General features: G+C 64.4%; 16 protein-coding genes. 9 read left to right on the top strand and 7 right to left on the bottom strand.

What is annotated here, in order from left to right:
• The gene (locus tag GVL04_RS00410) at positions 1–840 is read left to right on the top strand and encodes a pentapeptide repeat-containing protein (protein WP_159697903.1); all 840 of its coding nucleotides are present in this window, start codon (positions 1–3) and stop codon (positions 838–840) included.
• 26 nt (positions 841–866) lie between these two features.
• Here the strand turns inward: GVL04_RS00410 and GVL04_RS00405 are convergent, their stop codons facing one another.
• Entirely contained in the window at positions 867–1,670 is an 804-nt protein-coding gene (locus GVL04_RS00405; protein WP_159697900.1) for an RDD family protein, read from the bottom strand.
• Between the two features lie 106 nt (positions 1,671–1,776).
• Here GVL04_RS00405 and GVL04_RS00400 point away from each other — a divergent pair, with 106 nt between their 5' ends.
• The gene (locus tag GVL04_RS00400) at positions 1,777–2,769 is read left to right on the top strand and encodes a stage II sporulation protein M (protein WP_159697897.1); all 993 of its coding nucleotides are present in this window, start codon (positions 1,777–1,779) and stop codon (positions 2,767–2,769) included.
• Between the two features lie 141 nt (positions 2,770–2,910).
• The gene (locus GVL04_RS00395) at positions 2,911–4,146 is read left to right on the top strand and encodes a TIGR01906 family membrane protein (protein ID WP_235036099.1); all 1,236 of its coding nucleotides are present in this window, start codon (positions 2,911–2,913) and stop codon (positions 4,144–4,146) included.
• On the opposite strand, the gene GVL04_RS00390 is transcribed toward GVL04_RS00395, so the two are convergent.
• The 3 genes from GVL04_RS00390 to GVL04_RS00380 all read right to left on the bottom strand — a co-directional run bounded on the left by GVL04_RS00390 (position 4,136) and on the right by GVL04_RS00380 (position 8,249).
• Entirely contained in the window at positions 4,136–4,426 is a 291-nt protein-coding gene (locus tag GVL04_RS00390) for a hypothetical protein (protein ID WP_159697891.1), read from the bottom strand. The two genes, GVL04_RS00395 and GVL04_RS00390, sit on opposite strands and share 11 nt — an antisense overlap.
• 162 nt (positions 4,427–4,588) lie before the next feature.
• The gene (locus tag GVL04_RS00385; protein ID WP_159697888.1) at positions 4,589–6,421 is read right to left on the bottom strand and encodes a long-chain fatty acid--CoA ligase; all 1,833 of its coding nucleotides are present in this window, start codon (positions 6,419–6,421) and stop codon (positions 4,589–4,591) included.
• 10 nt (positions 6,422–6,431) lie between these two features.
• Entirely contained in the window at positions 6,432–8,249 is a 1,818-nt protein-coding gene (locus GVL04_RS00380) for a dolichyl-phosphate-mannose--protein mannosyltransferase (protein WP_159697885.1), read from the bottom strand.
• A gap of 125 nt (positions 8,250–8,374) precedes the next feature.
• Between GVL04_RS00380 and rsmI the strand changes: the two genes are divergently transcribed.
• Entirely contained in the window at positions 8,375–9,250 is an 876-nt protein-coding gene (gene rsmI, locus GVL04_RS00375; protein WP_235036132.1) for a 16S rRNA (cytidine(1402)-2'-O)-methyltransferase, read from the top strand.
• Between the two features lie 160 nt (positions 9,251–9,410).
• Entirely contained in the window at positions 9,411–10,892 is a 1,482-nt protein-coding gene (locus GVL04_RS00370) for an NAD-dependent succinate-semialdehyde dehydrogenase (RefSeq protein WP_159697882.1), read from the top strand.
• 143 nt (positions 10,893–11,035) lie between these two features.
• Here GVL04_RS00370 and GVL04_RS00365 read toward each other — a convergent pair whose 3' ends face one another.
• From GVL04_RS00365 to GVL04_RS00355, 3 genes are read right to left on the bottom strand one after another with little or no spacing between them, the layout of a single operon-like run.
• Positions 11,036–13,558, bottom strand: a complete 2,523-nt coding sequence (locus tag GVL04_RS00365; protein WP_159697879.1) for a DUF3488 and transglutaminase-like domain-containing protein — start codon at positions 13,556–13,558, stop codon at positions 11,036–11,038.
• A complete protein-coding gene (locus tag GVL04_RS00360; RefSeq protein ID WP_159697876.1) occupies positions 13,555–15,006 on the bottom strand; it encodes a DUF58 domain-containing protein in 1,452 nt (483 codons plus the stop codon). Before GVL04_RS00360 ends, GVL04_RS00365 begins: the two co-directional genes overlap by 4 nt.
• Before the next feature lie 9 nt (positions 15,007–15,015).
• Positions 15,016–16,104, bottom strand: coding sequence for a MoxR family ATPase (locus tag GVL04_RS00355; RefSeq protein ID WP_159697873.1), 1,089 nt, complete (start codon positions 16,102–16,104; stop codon positions 15,016–15,018).
• A 192-nt stretch (positions 16,105–16,296) separates the two neighbouring features.
• Here GVL04_RS00355 and GVL04_RS00350 point away from each other — a divergent pair, with 192 nt between their 5' ends.
• The 4 genes from GVL04_RS00350 to GVL04_RS00335 all read left to right on the top strand — a co-directional run bounded on the left by GVL04_RS00350 (position 16,297) and on the right by GVL04_RS00335 (position 20,524).
• Positions 16,297–17,184, top strand: a complete 888-nt coding sequence (locus tag GVL04_RS00350) for a TatD family hydrolase (protein ID WP_159697870.1) — start codon at positions 16,297–16,299, stop codon at positions 17,182–17,184.
• Between the two features lie 291 nt (positions 17,185–17,475).
• Entirely contained in the window at positions 17,476–18,627 is a 1,152-nt protein-coding gene (locus GVL04_RS24880) for a transglycosylase family protein (RefSeq protein ID WP_159697867.1), read from the top strand.
• A 26-nt stretch (positions 18,628–18,653) separates the two neighbouring features.
• Positions 18,654–19,535 carry a 16S rRNA (adenine(1518)-N(6)/adenine(1519)-N(6))-dimethyltransferase RsmA gene (gene rsmA / locus GVL04_RS00340; RefSeq protein ID WP_159697864.1) on the top strand — a complete coding sequence of 294 codons (882 nt, stop codon included), beginning with the start codon at positions 18,654–18,656 and terminating at the stop codon, positions 19,533–19,535.
• Positions 19,532–20,524, top strand: coding sequence for a 4-(cytidine 5'-diphospho)-2-C-methyl-D-erythritol kinase (locus GVL04_RS00335; protein WP_159697861.1), 993 nt, complete (start codon positions 19,532–19,534; stop codon positions 20,522–20,524). Before rsmA ends, GVL04_RS00335 begins: the two co-directional genes overlap by 4 nt.
• Positions 20,525–20,547 lie beyond the last annotated feature (23 nt).

Raw genomic sequence — 20,547 nt, 5'->3', positions numbered from 1 at the left:
ATGACCATTTCACCGACCCTTCGCCCGGACTGCGGCAACTGCTTCGCGCTCTGCTGTACGGCACTTGGATTCGCCCGCTCGGCTGAATTCGCCATCGACAAAGCGGCGGCCACGGCATGCCCGAACATGGCTGACGATTTTTCCTGCACCATCCACCAGCGCCTCCGCCCGCGTGGATTCAGCGGCTGCACCGTCTTTGATTGCTTCGGCGCGGGCCAAGCGGTTTCCCAACACACCTTCGCGGGCACCAGCTGGGTTGATAATCCGTGGTCCGCATCCTCGATGTTCGCCGTCTTCAAGGTGGTCCGGCAATTGCACGAGATGCTCTGGTACCTGGCCGAAGCCCAACAACGGACCTTCGATCCGGACCTCGCATCGGCAGCGGAACACCTGTCCGGGCACATAGCAACCGTTGCCCAAGGCAACGCACCCACGGTACTGGCCACCGACGTCGAAACCTTGCATGGAGAGGTGCGGACCCTCCTGATGGAGGTCAGCGAAGGCCTGCGCGCCTCCTACGGAGCCGAGGACCAGGAAGCGCCCGACGGCGGCCTCCGCCGGGATGATGATTTCAGTGGTGCCGACCTGATGGGGGCGGACCTGGGGCACCAACGCCTCTGCGGATCCAACTTCCGCGGCGCCTACCTGATCGGAGCCAACCTGAGGAACAGCGACCTCACGGCAGCCGACCTCCTCGGAGCCGATCTCCGCGGAGCCCACCTCCACGGCGCGGACCTCTCCAAGGCCCTCTACCTGACCCAACCCCAGATCAACGCGGCCGAAGGCGATGCCACAACCCTCCTACCGGAAAGGCTGACGGGACCGACCCACTGGCGCTAAAGGCTACGCGGTTATCGGGTGGGGCTTCAGGCGCCAGTGAACGGCAACTTGCGGAGTCTTTCGCCGACCCTTGCATTCCGCTGCTCCGCTTGGCGCAGGCGGGCGAGTTCGCGGTTGCGTCGTTCTCCGAGAACTGCCCCGATGTAGTCCTCGGGGATGGTGCCTGAAGGAGGGGGAGGGGCAACGTATCTGGCGAGTTCGGATGCCAGGGCAGCGGCCATGTTGATGCGTGACGCGGGAGCCATGAGGTAGGCCTGCTGCACGAACGTTCCTGCCCTTCGAGCGGTGGCATCGGGGACCCGGCCGATGTCCGCCATGGCTACCCAGGCCTGCAGGTAGTGGGCTGCTACGGGCATGATCCGTGGCTTCGAGGGGACACGTTGCCGGAGCGAATAGGTGCCGGCAACGATGTCGCCCAGGCGCTTGGACTTGTCGTTAAACAGCGCCACCCCGATCGCGAGGCCACCGAACGTCATGTAGATCTCCAGGAAACCAAGGAGCCCGCGAATGAGGGCCTGACGGAAGCGGATGGACCCGCCGTCGTCGCGAACAATGCGAAGTCCCGTGGCGAGCTTTCCCAGGGAGCGTCCGCGGGTGAGGGTCTCCACGGCGACGGGCACGATCACGACAGAGAAAACGATGCTGCTGAGGACCAACGCCTGGATGGCGGCGTCATCGAGGTCCCGGGAGGCAGCGCTGATGAGGATGATGAGCAGTATCGCGAGGATGACCTGGGAGATGACGTCGAGGATGAGCCCCAGCGCTCGGGCAGCGAAGGATGCCGGGCGCAACTCCAGGACCACTGCCTCGCCGGTGATGATTGAACTCATGCCCGCTCCCATGCTTCGCAAACGCGGCGGGCCCACGGCGTGCCCGCATCAATGAGTCTAGCCGCGGCACTGACCCGGCGGGTGGCACAGGCGCTAGGGTGGTGCCGTGGACATTGACGCCTTCTCGGCCGTACATGGGGACAAGTGGTCCCGGCTTCATTTCCTTGCGCACAAGCGCCGGCTCACGGGAGCCGAAGCGGATGAGCTGCTGCGGCTGTATCAGACGGTGTCCGGACATTTGTCCCTGATCCGCTCGGTGGCTCCGGAGACCGGTTTGTCTGCATCACTGTCTGCGGCGCTGGCGCAGGCCAGGACACGGTTCACGGGCGCGCGCTCGAACTTCATGGAGGACTTGGCACGGTTCTTCGTTGTTTCCTTGCCGGCGGCGTTCTACCGTATCCGCTGGTTGACTCTTTGGTGCGGGCTTGCCTTCGTGCTGGTAGCAGGTGCCTATGCCCTCTGGATCGGCACGTCACCGGATGCTTTGAGGGCCGTAGCCAGTGACGCAAAAGTCCAGCAGTACGTGGAGGAGGACTTCATCGACTACTACTCGGAGAATCCTGCCGCCTCGTTCGCCGGCGCTGTGTGGACGAACAACGCCTGGATTTCCGCCCAAGCTGTGGCGTTTGGAGTCACCGGGTTCTGGGTGCCGTTCATCCTGTTCATGAACGCACAAAGCCTGGGAGTCGCAGCGGGGCTTTTCCTGGCGACGGGAAAGATGGATATCTTCTTCAGCTACATCCTTCCCCACGGATTAATGGAACTCACCGCGGTGTTCATCGCCTGCGCGGCAGGGCTCAAGATTTTCTGGGCCATGGTGCGGCCCGGTCCGAGGACGCGGCTCCAGGCTGTGGCCGATGAAGGACGGTCTTTGATGACTGTTGCCCTCGGGTTGGTGCTCGTCCTGCTCATTTCCGGGATAGTGGAGGGCTTCGTGACGCCGAGTCTGTTGCCTGTGTGGGCCAAGATCACCATTGGCGCGCTGGTTTTGGCTGCCTATTGGGTCTACACCCTGGTCCTCGGTGGGCGGGCAGCCCGCGCCGGTGTCACCGGGGATTTGGACGCCCACGACGCCGGATACCGCAGCATCGCGGCGTAGACCTTACAGTTACGTTTCGATCTGGCCGCGGCCGGGGTGGCACCGCGTGTCTGTGTAAGGCCGGGCGGTAGGCTCGAATGCAGACAAGAGAGCCGGCAGCACCCCAATCGCCGGTGGATGCCTACGGAAGTGAAACCCGCTGTGAGCGACAAGAGCCCGAAACCACAAGAACCGGACACGGACGTCCATGAGGACCCCAACGAACCGGCCTTCGACTGGATGAAGCCGAAGACCTCAAGCGGTGCTTCTTCGACAGCTCCCGCCACGACGGCGAAGCCCGCACCTTCGACGACCACGCCGCCGGCGGGGGAACCTGGTTCGTCAACTGCACCGACGCCGTCCACCACTGGGCCTAGACCCACCACCGCTGGGCCTACACCCACCACCGCGACGCCCGCCGGCGGTCAGCCCGAAAGCCGCGCTGACCGCAAGGCTGCAGAAGCGGCCGACGCCGAGCCGGAACCTCCGTTGTTCGCTGACGCGCTCGCTGGTGCCTCCACTGACAAGCAACCGTCGCACTATTCGGAACCATTGCCGACGTCGGCCCTTCAGGTCCGTCCGCCGGAAGACGAGGTGGCGCGACGCAACGCAGAGCGGGAGCAAGCCGCAAAGGTGAAGCCGATCGGTCCCCGGGTTTTCCAGGTGCTGTTGGCCGTGTTCTTCCCTGTGGTCCTGCTGGTCCTCGCCGTCAGGGCAGTGACAAGCCCCCTGTTCCTGTGGGTGGAGTACAACCGCCCCGGTTTCCCCGGCGACGGCTACGGTTTCAGCACCGATGACCGCATGACGTACGGCTCGTATGCCGTTGACTACCTCAGTAACGGGGCCGGTCCCCGTTTCCTGGGTGGCTTGGTCAACCAGGACGGCGCCAAGCTCTTCAAGGACAGCGAAGTGGCGCACATGGCTGACGTAAAGCTCGTCATCCTCTCGTCCTTCGGGGCCGGGCTGCTGCTCATCATCCTCAGCATCATCGCCATCCTGTATCTGCGTAAGCGGAGCAACGGCGGGATCCGTCGCGGCCTCTTCGCCGGATCCATCGTCACGCTGGTCATCATCATTGGTCTCGCCGTCCTGGCAGCACTGAGCTGGCAGCAGTTCTTCACCGAGTTCCATAGGATCTTCTTCGCCAACGGCACGTGGACGTTCTCGCTGGAGGACACCCTCATCCGGCTCTTCCCGGGACAGTTCTGGATTGACGCGGGCATCGTCATTGGCGCCCTGGTGTTCCTCGTAGCGACGCTGACGTTCATCTTCACGTGGCCCACCAAGCAGCGCCGTGGTGCGGGCACAGCGCATGACGAAGCCGATGCATCAGGCGATGAAGCTGCTGCGGATGATGCGGACAACATCAGCAACGAACCAGCGGACACTAAGCGCTAGCAGCACCGGCTTCTCCGGAGGCACTCCCGCGGGCCAGGAGATCGACAAGGCGTTCGGGTTCGCCCACCCTGACGGTGACGCTCATGAACGCCACCAGGGACCCCACCGGGAAAGTAATGAGCGGTACCAGCAGGAAATCGATTCGCTGTTGGACTATCGACAGAATGATGAAGAGTGCGCCGAAGGCTATGAATGCCAGCCCCAGAATTTGTGGAACCAGGCTGGCCCTGGCGCGGGAATAGTAAAGCGCCCGTGCCGGCCCTGCTGAACTTGCGGCCATGAGATCCCCCTGAACGTGTGGTTCGTGAGGAAAACGCTACGGGCGCGGAGAATGCCCCCAGCCGGTTCTAGGCCCGGCTAGGTGGCGTTTTTGGCAAGACTAGGTGGTGAAAAGCCCGAACTAGGTGTTCGGCGGGGGCATCTAGGTGGAGCGATGGCGCCGTTACTTTTCGTAGAGCTTCTCCACTGGAGCAGAGAAGTCTTTGACCACCGCGGCCCGCTTGAGCTTGAGCGACGGTGTCAGGTGGCCGGATTCGACACTGAGTTCCGACGTGATGAAGGCGAATTTCCGAATGGACTCAGCCGCAGAGACGAGCTTGTTGGCCTCATCCACCGCCGACTGTACGGCAGCCCTGACCCGGTCATCAGCTGCCGCCTCAGCGGGAGACAGGGTTCCGGTCTTGTTCTCAGCGCACCAGTTCGCAAGTCCTTCGGGGTCCAGGCTTACCAGCGCGGCAACGAACGGCCGGCCCTCGCCCACAACTACGGCCTGGCCCACCAGCGGGTGCTCGCGCAGTTTCTCCTCCAGCGGAGCCGGCGCCACGTTCTTCCCGCCCGCGGTCACCAGGAGGTCCTTCTTGCGGCCTGTGATGGTCAGGAAGCCGTCGTCGTCCAGTTCGCCGAGGTCTCCGGTGCGGAAGAAACCGTCAACAAATGCTGCCTCGTTGGCAGTGTCGTTGGCGTGATAGCCCTTGAAGACGCCGATGCCCTTGACCAACACCTCGCCGTCGTGTGCCACCCGGATGGTGGTTCCGGGGAGGGGTATGCCAACAGTCCCGATGCGGGACATGCTGGGGGTGTTCACTGTGCACGGCGCCGTGGTCTCCGTCAGTCCGTAGCCTTCGAGCACGGGGACGCCTGCACCGTGGAAGAAGTGGTTGTCCCGAAGGCTGAGGGGACTCGCTCCGGAAACGGTGTAGCCCACGTCCCCTCCGAAAACCTCCCGGACTTTGGGATACAGGAGTTTGTTGAACGCACGGTGCTTCATGTCCAGCAACCAACCCGGCCCCTGTCCCTGGCCACGGGAGGCGAGGTCCACCGCCGTCGAATATTCCACCGCGGTTGCCGAAGCTGCCGAAAAGAGCGCGGACTTGCCGCTCATGGCCGCTTTGTGTCCTGCCTCGGCGTAGACCTTTTCGAAGATGCGGGGCACCGCCAGGAGGAAAGTGGGCTTGAACGTACTGAGGTCTGCCATGAGTCCGCTGGCGCCGGCGCTATGACCGAGCGTGATGCCGGCTGTGAGGCAAACGACCTGGACTGCGCGCGCAAGGACGTGCGCCAGAGGCAGGAACATCAGCGTCCGCGCGCCCTGCTGCAGGAGCAGTTCGGGGAGGAACGGGATGACGTTCCGTGCCACGAGGACAAAGTTGCCGTGGGTTATTTCGCAGCCCTTGGGCTTGCCAGTGGTTCCGGAGGTGTAGACGATCGAGGCGACGTCGGCCAGCTTGGCGGTGCTGCGCTGCCGCTCGAGCTCTGCGTCCATGATGCCGACTCCGACGGCGGAGACGCTGGTCAGGTTGGGGGCGTCGCCGTCGTGCTCCATCCGCATGATCGCCACGGGATCGTCCCCGAGCGCCGTGGACCGGTTTACCAAGGCGTGCACGAGATCGGCTTTGGCGATGTCCTCGACAAAGATGCGCCGGGCACCGGAATCGGCCAGGATCCACTCGATCTGGCTTGCCGACGACGTCTCGTAGATAGGCACGGTCACTCCGCCGGCCATCCAAATGGCGAAATCAACCAGCGTCCATTCGAAGCTCGAACGGGAGAGCACTGCCACGGGGTCGCCGGGGTTGAGGCCACCGGCAATCAGTCCCTTGGCCAGGGCAGTGACGTCGGCGAGGAACCTTGCTGCGGAAACATTCAGCCAGCCGTTGGCCGTCTTGTGCGCGTACAGGATGCCGAACGGGTCCTTGGCGCAGCGTTCCAGGAGAAGGTCCGTCACGTTGGTGTTCGGGTCGGCCTCGACCAGAAGGTCTGTGCTGGCTTCCCTCACTGCTTGCCTCCTAGATCCACGATGGCATCCACATCCTCATCCGCCATTCTTCGTAGCTGATCACTTCCGCGGTCAGCACCGGGTAGAAGAACGCAGTCGCCAGGACAGCCAAAATCAGCACCAGGCCCACCACGTAGAGCCCGGACCGCCGCCGCCACGGAGGATCGCTGCTCCGGCCCAGGACCAACCCCAGCACGTACGTCAGGCCGAGGACAAGGAACGGCTCGAAGGACACCGCATAGAAGATGAACATGGTCCGTTCCGGGTACATGAACCACGGAAGGTATCCGGCGGCGACTCCGGCAAGGATGGCACCTGCGCGCCAGTCCCGGCGGCCCGCCCACCAGAACAACAGGATGACCAAGGCAATGGTCCCGCCCCACCACACCACCGGGTTGCCCACCGGCAGGATGGCCGAGGAACAGGTTTCAACGACGCAGCCTGGTGTGCCCTGTTTGGGGGACTGGTAGAAGAACGACGTAGGCCGCCCCATGACGAGCCAGGTCCAGGGGCTGGACTCGTACGGATGGTCCGAACTGAGGCCTTGATGGAACTTGTAGGCCTCCAGGTGGTAGTGCGCCAGGGACCGCACGGAGTTGGGCAACCAATCCCATCCCGGCGCGGGGTTGGTCGCCGCCCATTGCCGGTAGTAGGCGTCCTTCGACAGGAACCAGCCCGTCCATGTTGCCGCATACGTAACGGCGGCGACAGGAATGATGGTGACGAACGCCAACAACCCGTCCTTGATGATGCCTGCGCTGAACCAACTGCGGATGCCCGCAATGCGCCGGGCGCTGAGGTCCCACAGGACAGTCATCAGGCCGAAAGCGGCGACGAAGAACAACGCTGACCATTTGGTTCCCACTGCCAAACCCAGGCAGATCCCGGCCGCCAGGCGCCACCAGCGCATTCCGAGCCAAGGACCGGCCACCAGTTGCGTGGGGGACGGACGGCCGCCCGGCGAAGCAGCCGCTTGCGCGGCGAGCCGGGAAGCGAGACGACGGCGGCCGTCGTCGCGGTCCAACAGCAGCGCGCCGAACGCGGCGAGGATCCAGAACGCCAGGAAGACGTCGAGCAAAGCTGTCCGGGAGAGCACCAAATGGTGGCCATCAATGGCGAGCAGGAGCCCGGCAACGGCGCCGAGGGTGTGCGAACGGAACAGCTTCAGGGCAATGAGTGAGACAAGGAAAACGGTCAGGGTCCCCGTCAGCGCCGCGCCGAAGCGCCAGCCGAAGGGATTGTCGCCGCCGAACAGCCACATCCCGAACGTGATCATCCATTTGCCGACCGGCGGGTGGACAACATACTCCGGAGTGTTGAGCAGGACGTTCGGGTTGCCGGCATTGAAGGAGTCGTTGGCATTGGCGGGCCAGCTGCGTTCGTAGCCGCTCACCAAGTAGGAGTATGCGTCCTTGACGTAATACGTCTCATCGAAGACCAGGCTGTGCGGGGCGTCCAGCCGGAAGAACCGGAGAATGCCGCCCAGCACCGCGGTGATGGTGGGGATCAACCAGAACCACAAACGCAAGGTGGCCGGGTAGTCGCGCCAGCTTTGGATCCCGCCGATCAGGCGCTCTCTCAGGGCTTGGGCGGTGTAGGCCTCGGCTGGCCGGGCGATCCAGCGGTGGCGTTCCAGCCCCCGGCCTGGCAGGAGACTGCCTACGTTGTCGTCCACAGACGTGTTCAACCGGGACCGTGATACGTCCCGGGTTGCCCGTTCAGATGGATGCTCCGTGATGTCCGCGACCGCGGTGTCACCGGCTCCGGCGGTTGCGGGGGACGCCACAGGAGTTCCGGAAGTGGTGGCAGGAACGGGCGACTGGTTCACCCGCCCATGCTACCTTTCCATCCTTGCTGCAGCGTTGAGGTGCGGCGTTGACGACGGCGCGGCATTAGGCTTGGCAAGTGGACGAACAACGCAGCACCCCGGACGAGACTCCCATCAGCGATGACGTGTACGAGGTGACTCCTGCCGCCGGCGCCGGGGCAACCCCAGGCATAGGACGGATTGTGCTGGCGGCCACCCCCATCGGAAATGTGGGGGATGCATCCTCCCGATTGATCGAACTCCTGGCGACCGCGGACATAGTTGCGGCAGAGGACACCCGCCGTTTGCACCGGCTTGTCACGGCCTTGGGCGTGGAGGTCTCCGGACGCGTCATCAGCTACCACGAACACAATGAAGTGGCTAAGACCGGGGAACTCCTTGACCACGTGCGCGCCGGTAAGACCATCCTCATGGTCAGCGACGCCGGGATGCCTGCGGTTTCGGACCCCGGTTTCCGCCTGGTGGAGGGAGCCGTCGCGGCTGGCCTGACCGTTACTGCGGTGCCCGGGCCTTCGGCTGTGCTGACGGCACTCGCGCTGTCCGGCCTGCCTACGGACCGCTTCTGCTTTGAAGGCTTCCTGCCACGCAAATCAGGGGAGCGGAATTCCCGCCTCGTAGATCTGGCAGACGAGCGCCGCACCATGGTCTTCTTCGAGGCCCCACATCGTCTGGAAGTCATGTTGCGTGCCCTGCATGAGCGCTTTGGCTCCGAACGCCGCGCCGCAGTCTGCCGTGAGTTGACCAAGACCTACGAAGAAGTCATCCGTGGCACCTTGCGTGAACTGCTGGAATGGGCAGAGAAGAACGAGGTCCGTGGCGAAATCGCGGTTGTGGTGGGCGGTGCGCCTGAACAGGAACCCGGTAAGCCCGAAGACCACGTTGCGGCGGTGAACGAGCTAATTTCACAAGGCATCCGCCTCAAGGAAGCCGTGGCAGCCGTTGCCGATGACGCCCGAGTCAGCAAGCGGGAGCTTTACTCCGCGGTTCTTGCGGCCCGCTGACCGGCGCTGTGCAGCTGCACAAATTGGCGCCTGCTTGGCAGTGCGTGAAGGCGTAGACACTGCTTCTCGCGTGGCAGTACCGTGGCAGTAATTCAAGCCACTTCCGGCAACGAACCCCAGTGGTGCAATTCTCCAAAGCACCCAAGACGAAGGAGTCGCCATGACTGTCACGGTTGAACGCGAAAGCGAACTGCTGGCTTCCGTCCCCACCGGCCTGCTGATCAACGGTCAGTGGCGCCCGGCCGGATCCGGAAAGACCTTTGATGTTGAGGACCCGGCCACGGGCAAGGTCCTGCTCAGCATCTCCGACGCCGGTGCTGAAGACGGCGCCGCCGCCCTCGACGCCGCTGCTGCCGCCCAGGCCGATTGGGCCCGCACCGCACCGCGCGAACGCGGCGAAATCCTGCGCCGTGCCTTCGAGCTGGTCACCGAGCGTGCCGAAGACTTCGCCCTGCTCATGACCCTGGAAATGGGCAAGCCCCTGGCCGAAGCCCGTGGCGAAGTCACCTACGGCGCCGAGTTCCTGCGCTGGTTCTCCGAGGAAGCCGTCCGCGTGTCGGGCCGCTATTCTGCAGCACCTGATGGCAAAAACCGCCTCCTCGTGCAGAAGAAGCCGGTGGGCCCCTGCCTGCTGATCACACCGTGGAACTTCCCGCTGGCCATGGCCACCCGCAAGGTAGCTCCCGCTGTCGCCGCTGGTTGCACCATGGTCCTCAAGCCCGCAAACCTGACCCCGCTGACCAGCCTGCTCTTCGCACAGGTCATGCAGGAAGCCGGCCTCCCCGCCGGTGTCCTGAACGTCATCCAGACCTCCACCGCCGGCGCTGTCACTGGCCCGCTGATCAAGGATGACCGTCTCCGCAAGATCTCCTTCACCGGGTCCACCCCGGTAGGCCAGGCCCTGATCCGTGAAGCCGCGGACAAGGTCCTGCGCACCTCCATGGAACTCGGTGGCAACGCCCCGTTCGTCGTCTTCGAAGACGCCGACCTGGACAAGGCCGTTGAAGGCGCCATCGCCGCCAAGATGCGCAACATGGGCGAGGCCTGCACCGCAGCCAACCGCTTCATTGTGCACGAGTCCATCGCCGACTCCTTCGCGGAGAAGTTCGCCGCCAAAATCGGTGCCCTGACCACCGCCCGCGGCACCGAGGCCGAGTCCAAGGTTGGCCCGCTGATCGACGGCAAAGCCCGCGATGGCGTTCACGCGTTGGTCACCGAAGCCGTAGCAGGAGGTGCCACAGCCGTCACCGGTGGTGCCGCCGTCGAGGGTCCCGGCTACTTCTACCAGCCCACCGTGCTGAAGAACGTGGCAGCCGACGCCCGCATCCTGCAGGAAGAAATCTTTGGACCGGTAGCGCCCATCATCACGTTCTCCACCGAGGACGAGGCCGTCCGCCTGGCGAACAACACCGAATACGGTCTGGTTGCCTACGTCTTCACCAAGGACCTCAACCGTGGCCTGCGCATCAGCGAGCGGATCGAGACCGGCATGCTCGGCCTCAACGCCGGCGTGATCTCCAACGCTGCTGCCCCGTTTGGTGGCGTCAAGCAGTCGGGCCTGGGCCGCGAAGGCGGTTCCGAAGGCATCGAAGAGTACCTGTACACCCAGTACGTAGGTATCGCGGACCCGTACGCCGACTAATGCTGCTCTTTCTACCAAGGAGCCCGGTCCACCGCTCTCGCAACAAGAACGGTTGACAAACGCAAGGGCCCGGCCCCGGAACCACAAGTTCCGGGGCCGGGCCCTTTGCCGTCATTGAGTCCTGCCGATCAGGAACAGGGGAGCTAGCGGCGCTGCGGCAGCAAGCCCCGGAGCACGCGCCAACCACGCGCGACCGCCCACCCCAGGGCTTTGCCGAGCGCGGCCAAGGCCCGGAAGGGCGCGCCGAGGGCGTGCACCCATCGGCGCATCATCGACGGCGGCAGCCAGTCTGCGCGGAAGCGGACCAACCAGCGGGCGTTGTGCCGCATTGACTCACGGACGACGGCGATACGCGTCGCCGCCGCTGGTGCCGCTGCCTGTGCGTCTGTCTGCGCAGCAACCGCACCGCGGCCATAGCGCTGCCGTTCGAAATCCGAGGTGAGCGACGAGACCGCCACGTGCGCGGCGTCGTCCACTCCGCCCGTGTCTCCAAGGGCGGTACTGGAGCGGAGCCTGGCGGAGAAGTGCCGGGGAGTTTCGCTGGGCGTCGACGGCAAGCCGTAGTCAGTGGCCAGGTCCTGGAGTTCTGCCCACGCCAACTCGGGGGCCGGGTCTTTGTAGCCGGGCATCACGGCGTCGGCTTCATCCGGAGGTTTCTGGTTCAGGCGGCGTCGCCTTAGCAGCGTCCTGCTGAGCCGCGGTGACCACAGGAATCCCACCAGCAACAGCACGCTGGCCGTAGCCGCCGCGATGGTGGGAAGCGGGTTCACGCTTGCCGACCCTGCAGCCGGGGTGTCCACGCCCGGGAGGGGCACGGGAGCGGGGGCAGCGGGAGCAGGAGTCGTGAGGACCTCTTTCTCGTCCGCGTTGGTGCTCAGGTTGGTGGGAACCGAGGACTCGGTAGCGTATTCGGGAACGACGCCACGCGAAGGCGTGGGCTCGAACGGAACCCAGCCGAGGCCCTCGAAGTAAAGCTCGGGCCACGCGTGGGCGTCCCGGGCGTCTACCTCGTATTCCGGGAAGGAACCCTGACCGACCAAGGCCACGGACTCGCCGGTGAGCCGGCCGGGCGCATAGCCCACGGCAATGCGGCTCGGAATGCCTTCAGCCCGCGCCATGACGGCCATCGCGGAGGAGAAATGGACGCAGTAGCCGCTCTTCACAGCCAGGAAGTCGGCCAGGACAGAGAGGCCATTGCCGTCGTAGCCGTTCTGCACCGGCGCCTGCAGGGAATAGGTGAACTCGCCGGAGCGAAGGTACTTCTGGATGGCCAGCGCCTTGCCGTAGTTGCTGCCCGCGGACGCCGTGACCGAATCGGCTGTTTGGCGCACAATATCCGGCAGGTTGCCCGGGATGCGGAGGAAGTCCTCCGAGATGCCCCGCGGGACCGCCGAGGCCTGGGTCAACGATTGCGCCGTCACCTTGGGGGCGGCGGAGAACACCACATACCGTTGCGCACGGGTGGTGGTCTCGGTACTCATGATGCTCAACGTTGCAGGATCCCAGGTCCAGCGACCGTTCAAGCCGTTCACCGAGGCCGGCGCGAACGGGGCAGGGAGGTAGGGGCTGGTGAACAGGCCTGCGTTGACGGACGTGACGGCGTTGACCACTTCGCCCTGGACGGCGTATCCCGTCTCAATCCTGTCGGCACCCACGCGACGCTCAGCGGAGCGGTCGTCGGGAGCCCAGGTTTCGCCGTCGAAATGATCAATGGTGACGGACCTCAAATAGAGTGGAGAGCTGGAACTGGTGGCGTAGGTAATGCGGCCCGAGCCAGTGGGACTCCGGAGGCTGTTGCCCAAGGTGATCATGGGATTAAGTCCGTTGGAGGTACCCCACGGGCTCAGCCGGGAGCCTTGGGGGAAAGTTCCGGTCTCGAAACCGGGGATTGCCAGCGGAACCACCATGGTCAAGGCCAGGGCCAGCCCGCCGGTGACGACTGACCGCCTGAATTGGCTTGGGCCCCGCCCTGACCCGGACTGCAGCCGGGCATCGGGGGCGAACCAGTGGCTGCAACCAAGGATCAGCAGATACCCCACTGCAGCGCCGATGAAGCCGGCTACTCCCACGCTCTGGGGTTTGATGGTGGCCGGTACCACCATGACGGCGAGGAGGCCTATGCCGCTGGCAGCGGGCATCGCCAGGGGCACCGCCAAGGCGTCGATCAAGATCACCAAGAGCCCCAGGCAGGCGCACATGACGAACACGATTCCTGCGTTGGGCGCCACGGGAGCGCTTTCGGACACCACAGTTTCGGCGGCCCGTTTGATAAGGCGCCCGACGGCGGTGAACGTCCCGGCAGTGGGAATGAAGCCCGCCAGGCTTTCCTGGCGGCAAAAGGTGAAACTCAGGATCCCCGCGAGCGTAGCAAAGGAACCCACGGTTGCCAGCAGCGGCTGGGCTCGAAGCGCCCGGAGGACGGCCAAGGTCAGCGCCACGACAACTACGGTGGTGATCAACGGCATGAACCAGGCCCAGCCCCTGAGGACCCCGTTCAAGGACAAAGCAGCGCCAAGCACGGCCACGACAATGGACCCTGCCATCACCCAGGGATAAGGGCCAGGCCCTGGTGCTTGCGTTCTCCGTGACCCGGCCGGCTGCTTCTGGCCTGATGCGCTGTTGGGCTGGGTTGGTGCGGGGGAGCCGCGATGGGATGTTGCGGTCATCGGGGCACCGCCGCTCCACGACGAACGTCCATGGCTGCTCCGGCGGCGGCCACAATTCCACCTTCGTCGAACGCAGACCAGGCAGCGCCCAACTGCGTCTTGGACGTTACGACCGCCACGCGCCAGCCGGCGAGCCGCAAGATCTCCAGCACGTCATCGTTGTTCCGGGTCGTCTCCGTCACCATCAGGGCGAAAGCGTTGGCTCCGTAGGCTGCCGCAGGAGCGAGGGACCTGGCCTCGGCGGGAGTCAGTGTGCCCAGCAGTGCCAGAAGAGGGCCACGCAGGCGGTGGGCAGCGAGCTTGTCCATGAGCCGGTCATCAAAGGCAGCATCGGCAGAATCCGGGGAGGACGACCCCGGCCCGGCTTCCCTGTGCTCGGTGCCGTGGTGATCCGCCCGGTGATGCTCACCCCTGGCATGCCTGGGACCGCTGAGCTCTATGGCCGCCAGTCCTTCCGCGATGGCCTGCAGGCCACCGGCCCCCGCGAACTCCTCTGCATCCGGTTCCGGCGCCGAGCGCGAACGGTTGAACGCCGGGCTCCCAAAAGCGTCCAGTACCCGCAACGAGTAGTTCCGTTCTGCCAAGTGGGACGTGATGGACATGGCTGCCGTGACAATCCACTCAAAGTTGGGACTCGTCACCAGGTCCGAGTCTTCGTCGTGGCCGCCAAACATGGATCCCGTTCCGCCGGCCAGGGCATTGAAGCGCTGGTCCAGGATAAGGGTGGCTTCCGGGGTCGTTACCGATTCCTCCTGGCGCACCATGAGTTGGCCGTGGCGCGCAGTGGCGGCCCAGTGCACCCTCCGCATGGGATCGCCGTGCCGGTACTCGCGGGTCATGATGTCGTCGTCACTGGGGTTGGCGCGGATGCGCGTCGCGGTCACGCCGTCGTTGCCGCGCGCCCCTGCGAGTCCGGTCACGGGAAGTTCGACGGCGGCAGGCGTCACGGTGAGTATGTCGCCGTCGTCGATTGAATGCCGCCGAAGCGACAAGCCGAACGGGTCGCTGAACTCTGCCGTGACCGGACCGATACGGAACTGTCCGCGCTTGCCCGAGCGGAGATGGTATTCGTAGCGGCTGGTGCCGCCGGATGCTGACCGTGCCGGGAAACGGAACGCCGGAGGCTCGCCGAAACGGGGAGGCAACTGCTCCTCCATGATCACGTGACCTGTGGAATACGAGGACCGGGCCACGGCCAGTCGCACGGTGGTGGTGCTGGCTGTTTCCACAGTGGAGGGATTGAACTCCCGGTACACCTGGAATTTGGGCTTGAGAACCCGGACGCCGGCGAGGGCGACCAGCGGCAGGAGAAGCAGGAGGATGGCCAGCGTCAGGAGATCCCGGCGGCCCATGACGTAGGCGCACCCGAGGGAGACCGCCCCGGCCGCAAGCAAACCCCAGCCACGGGTCGTAAACAAATGCTTGGGGAGCCGATCAACCAGCGCCATTCCTGCCTCCTAGGCGGTTTGCCTGTCCCTGCGCCAGGCACCGGGCGGTTCCTGGGCTACAGGAACGGATGCCAGGATGCCTCGAAGAATGGTCTGGGGTGTATCGCCCGAGCTTGCCGCTTTGCGGTCCAGGATGATCCGGTGGGCGAGTACCGATTCCGCCACGTCCACCACATCATCCGGGAGCACGAAGTCGCGGCCGTCCAATGCCGCGGTCGCTTTGGCCGCGCGGAGCAACTGCAGCAATGACCGCGGGCTCGCGCCCAGACGGAGCCGGGCGCTGTCGCGGGTGGCGCGCCCGATGGCCACCGTATATTCCTTGATCGCCGTGGATACGTAGACCTGCTGGACGGTGGCGATCATGGCAGCCACATCGCTGGCAGTGACCACCGGGGTTACTTTGACCAGGGGAGACGACGCCTGGTGCGTCTCCAGCATCTCGATCTCGGCTTCCTTGTCCGGGTAACCCATGGAAATCCTCGCCATGAAGCGGTCCCGCTGGGCCTCCGGCAAGGGGTAGGTGCCTTCCATCTCAATGGGGTTCTGGGTCGCCACCACCATGAAGGGCAATCCCAGCTGGTATGAGTGCCCATCCACTGTCACTTGGTGCTCTTCCATGCATTCCAGAAGGGCGGACTGGGTCTTGGCCGAGGCGCGGTTGATTTCATCGCCGATCACAATGTTCGCGAAAACCGCCCCAGGGCGGAACTCGAACTGCCGTGAGGACTGGTTGTAGATGGAAACGCCAGTGACATCGGAGGGCAGGAGGTCAGGGGTGAACTGGATGCGGGAGACCGTACAGTCCACTGTCCGGGCCAGTGTCTTGGCCAGCAGCGTCTTTCCGACGCCGGGCACATCCTCCAGCAGGAGGTGGCCTTGTGCCAGCAGCACCGTCAGGGCGAGCTTCGCAGCGTCGGCCTTGCCGTCAATAACTTTGTTGATTGAACTAAGAATTCGTTCGCTGGCGTCGTGGAACCGCTCTCCGTCCATGACCTGCGGCCTATGCCCGTTGAGCGCGGCTCCATCACGTGGCAGCGCACTGTAAGCCTCGCCCTGAAGAGGGGTAGGTTCAACGGATACTTGTCGCTTGGACTCCATGGATTGCCCTTCAGCCGTGGCCACTGCATCAGCAATCTGTCTTGGTGGTGATGTCTTGCTGTTGCTGACCGTCTGTCCGTTCCAGACTACCCAGTCATTGGCCGCCGCTGACATAGTGCTCAGGAATTTATGTGCCGAGTGGAATTTATCGCCGTTGACCAAGGAGGACCACGGTCCGATTAAGGTGGGAGCATGTGCAATTCCCTCGCTCCTGCTCCGTACCGCGCGTCCTCCGAGGACACAGATTCCCGCAGGGAGTACCCGCCGGCACCGGAGCCGCTGCCCGTTCCCGTCATGGACAACCACACACATCTGGACTTCAGGCACGGACTGATCGAGGTCTCTGTCAGGGACGCCATGGACGCGGCCCAGTCCGTGGGTGTGCAGGGAGCAATCCAGGTTGGCTGCGACCTGGAGTCGTCCCGCTTCACGGTGGAAGCTGTGGACGCGGACCCGCGCCTGCTCGGTGCCGTCGCGATCCACCCCAACGATGCTCCCGTTTACGCCGGGCGCGGTGAATTGGAGTCGGCGCTCGCCGAGATAGAAGAGCTTGCGGCCCACCCTCGGATCCGTGCGATCGGCGAGACAGGGCTGGACTTCTTCAGGACGCACGGGGAAGGGCTGGTGCACCAGCGGCACTCTTTCCGCCGCCATATCGACATCGCGAAGCGGCTGGGACTGACGCTGCAGATCCACGACCGCGACGCGCACGACGACGTTGTACAGGTACTGGCGGAGGAAGGGGCGCCTGAGCGGGTGGTGTTCCACTGCTTCTCGGGAGACGAAGAACTTGCCCGGACCTGCAATCAGAACGGTTGGTACATGTCGTTTGCCGGCACCATGACATTCAAGAACGCCGGGAACCTCCGCTCGGCGCTGGCCATCGCCGAGCCCAGCCGGATCCTGGTGGAAACGGATTCGCCGTTCCTGACGCCCCACCCCTACCGGGGACGCCCGAACGCAAGCTACATGGTGCCGTACACCGTCCGCTCCATGGCGGAAGTGACAGGAGATGACCTTTCCGAACTGTGTTCGCGCTTGGCGGAAAACACGCTTCAGGCCTACGGTTCATGGGCCTGAAGCGCCGTTCCGGGACCTTCGGGTCGCCCGGGGAATGAATACCCGGTATGCAGAAGTCTTGGTTGCTTTATAACAGATCGGTTACTGTGTTAAACAAGTAGCCGGGGTCGGGGAAGGCCTTCGGACAGCTGGGCCGGTTGATTCCGGACTGAATCAGTTGAATGTATTTTGGCGGCGCAGATGCCGGCAGCAAGAGTGGGACCAGGCTTTTGCCTGGCCCCTCCGTTTTGCGGCTGGCATTATTTCTGTGCTTTTCCCCGTGCCCGGATGGTCTGAGAGTTATGGGCAATCGTGATCAAGTTCTTCACAACGGATGGCAAGTTCAGCTTCCTCAAAGTAGGCGCCCAGTTGCTGGTTGTTGCAGCGCTGGTGGTTGGTGTTGTCGCCTTCGTGGGCAACAACAAGACCGTCACCCTCAACGTTGACGGCAAAGTGAGCTCCATCCAGACCTTTGGCGGCACTGTAGACCAGGTGGTCAAGGCAGCCAAGGTTGAATTGAAGGACGCAGACCGGGTCTCACCCGCTCTGGACGCCAGTGTCGACAACGGCACCGTAGTGAACATCAACCTCGCCAAGGCGGTGTCCATTGAACTGGACGGCGCCCGCAAGACGGTGAACACGAATGCCCCCGATGTCGCCGCGCTGGTGAGCGAACTCGGAGTGGCCAGTTCCTCGGAAATCTCCCAACCAAAGGAGGCGTCCCTGGAAGTCAGCGGCTCCTTCGTTTCCATCTCCACGCCCAAGACCATCAGTGTTGTGGCTGACGGCAAGGACACCAGCACCACCACGACGGCGGCCGATGTCGCCACCGTGCTCAAGGACACCGGCATCACCGTCGGCGCCAACGACCGCATCTCCCAACCTGGCAACGCGCCCATCGTCCAGGACATGGTGATCAAGGTCTCCCGCGTTGACACCAGCAAGACAGCCGAAGCCACTGAGGAAGTGCCCTTCGAAAGCGTGAAGACTGAAACTGCCGAACTGTTCAAGGGCGAGGAAAAAGTCACCCAGGCAGGCGTTGCCGGCTCCTTGGTCAAGACGTTCAAGCTGGTCCTCGTTGACGGACGCGAAGCTTCCAGGGCCCTGGTATCCAGCAACGTCACCACCAAGCCCGTCGCCGAGAAGGTCAGCGTTGGCACCAAGGCCCGGCCCGTGGCGACTCCCGCCAAGGCGGCAGCGACCTCCAGCGGCCCCACCGGAGCCCCGAACGAGGCCATGTGGGACAGGATTGCCCAGTGCGAGTCCGGTGGAAACTGGTCCATCAACAGCGGTAACGGCTACTACGGCGGCCTGCAGTTCTCCAGCCCCACCTGGCTTGCCAACGGTGGCGGAGCTTACGCCCCCAACGCCAGCCTTGCCAGCAAAGCACAGCAGATCGACATCGCCAACCGCCTCTACGCCAAGAACGGCCTCCGCGACTGGGGCTGCGCGCACGCAGCCTGACCCCGCACAGGCGATACGATACCTAGGTGACTGAACCGAATTCCGAACCCGCCGCCGTCGCGCCCCTGCTGGGCGCCACAGACATCCGACGGCTTGCCGAGGAAATCGGTGTACGCCCCACGAAGACACTGGGGCAGAACTTTGTGATCGACGGCAACACCATCCGCAGAATTGTTGCCGCGGCCAATATAGACGCAGGCGAAACCGTGCTGGAGGTGGGTCCAGGTCTGGGCTCGCTGACGCTGGGGCTGCTCGACGCAGCCAAAGCCGTTGTGGCTGTGGAGATCGACCCCGTGCTGGCCGGCAAGCTGCCGGAGACCATTCGGGCTTGGCGACCTGAAGCCGAGGACAATTTCCACCTGGTGCTCTCCGACGCCATGAAGGTCACGGAACTGCCCGTGCCTCCCACGGCGTTGGTGGCCAACCTGCCTTACAACGTTGCCGTTCCCGTGGTGCTGCACCTGCTGCAGCACTTCCCGAGCCTGCAGCACGGCCTGGTCATGGTGCAGGACGAGGTAGCAGACCGTTTGGCCGCAACACCAGGGTCGAAGATCTACGGTGTTCCGTCGGTCAAGGCGGCCTGGTATGGGCACATGCGCAAGGCCGGCGTCATCGGCATGAACGTATTCTGGCCGGCACCTAAGATCCATTCGGGGCTCGTGGCGTTCACCCGCCATGATCCGCCCCGGACGCACGCCACCCGTGAGCAGGTCTTCGCCGTCATCGACGCTGCATTCGCCCAACGACGGAAGACCCTCCGCGCCGCCCTGGCAGGGTGGGCCGGAAGCGCTGCCGAAGCCGAGCGGTGCCTGGTAGCTGCAGGTGTGGACCCGACTGCGCGCGGCGAGGTCCTGGACATCTCCGCTTACGTCAAGATCGCCGAAGCCCGCCACCCCGTGGACGCATGAACCCGGGCACCCGCAAACCAAGCAGCCTCCCTTTTGTGGGGGACCGCTTCCATGCCCGGACAGTTCGCGTCAAAGCCCCCGGAAAAGTCAACGTCTCACTGAGCGTCGGCCCACTCCGGCCCGACGGCTACCATTCGGTGGCCAGTGTTTACCTTGCCGTTTCCCTGTATGAGGAAGTGGCGGCTACCAGCACCGAGGCCGAGGGAATCACCGTCAGCATCAGCCCGGAAAGCACGCTTGACCTCGACGGCGTAGATATCCCGCTGGATGAGCGCAACCTGGCCTACAAGGCTGCGGCCATCATGGCGGAAATGTCCGAGAAGCCCACGGGCGTGCACCTTGAAATCACCAAGCGCGTGCCGGTTGCCGGGGGTATGGGCGGTGGCTCCGCCGACGCCGCAGCAACGTTGTTGGCCTGCGATGCATTGTGGAACAGCGGCCTCTCCCGCGAGGAACTCGCGCACCTGGCGGCCGAGTTGGGTGCAGACGTGCCATTCTCGCTCCTGGGAGGCACCGCCGTCGGGCTTGGCGTCGGCGACAAACTCTCTCCGGCCCTGGCCAAAGCGCAGATGGACTGGGTGCTGGTCTTCGCGGACTACGGCCTCTCGACGCCGGACGTGTTCCGCGCCCTTGACGGACTCCGCGACTCTGAAGGCGTGGAGATTGCCGAGCCCGTGGACGTGGATCCCACCATCCTCCAGGCGCTCCGCCACGGCGATCCCGAGACCCTCAGCCGGGTGCTCATCAACGATCTCCAGCGCGCGTCCATTGCCCTGGCTCCGCAACTGCGCGACACCATCGGACTGGGCGAGGCGCGTGGTGCACTGGCCGGTATGGTGTCCGGCTCCGGCCCGACCATCGCCTTGCTTGCCCGGGACTCCGTCTCTGCCAGCGTCCTCGCCGAAGAATTAACCCACCGGGGCCACATCGCGGTGGCAGTCCACGGACCTGTACCCGGCGCCCGGATCATCTCCGATACCCTCCTTTAGTACCTCCCGCATTCCAGCAGTAG

It is taken from the genome of Arthrobacter sp. 18067, assembly GCF_902706295.1.
In the GTDB taxonomy this organism is placed as follows: domain Bacteria; phylum Actinomycetota; class Actinomycetes; order Actinomycetales; family Micrococcaceae; genus Arthrobacter.
This window is presented reverse-complemented; position numbering and strand designations above follow the sequence as displayed.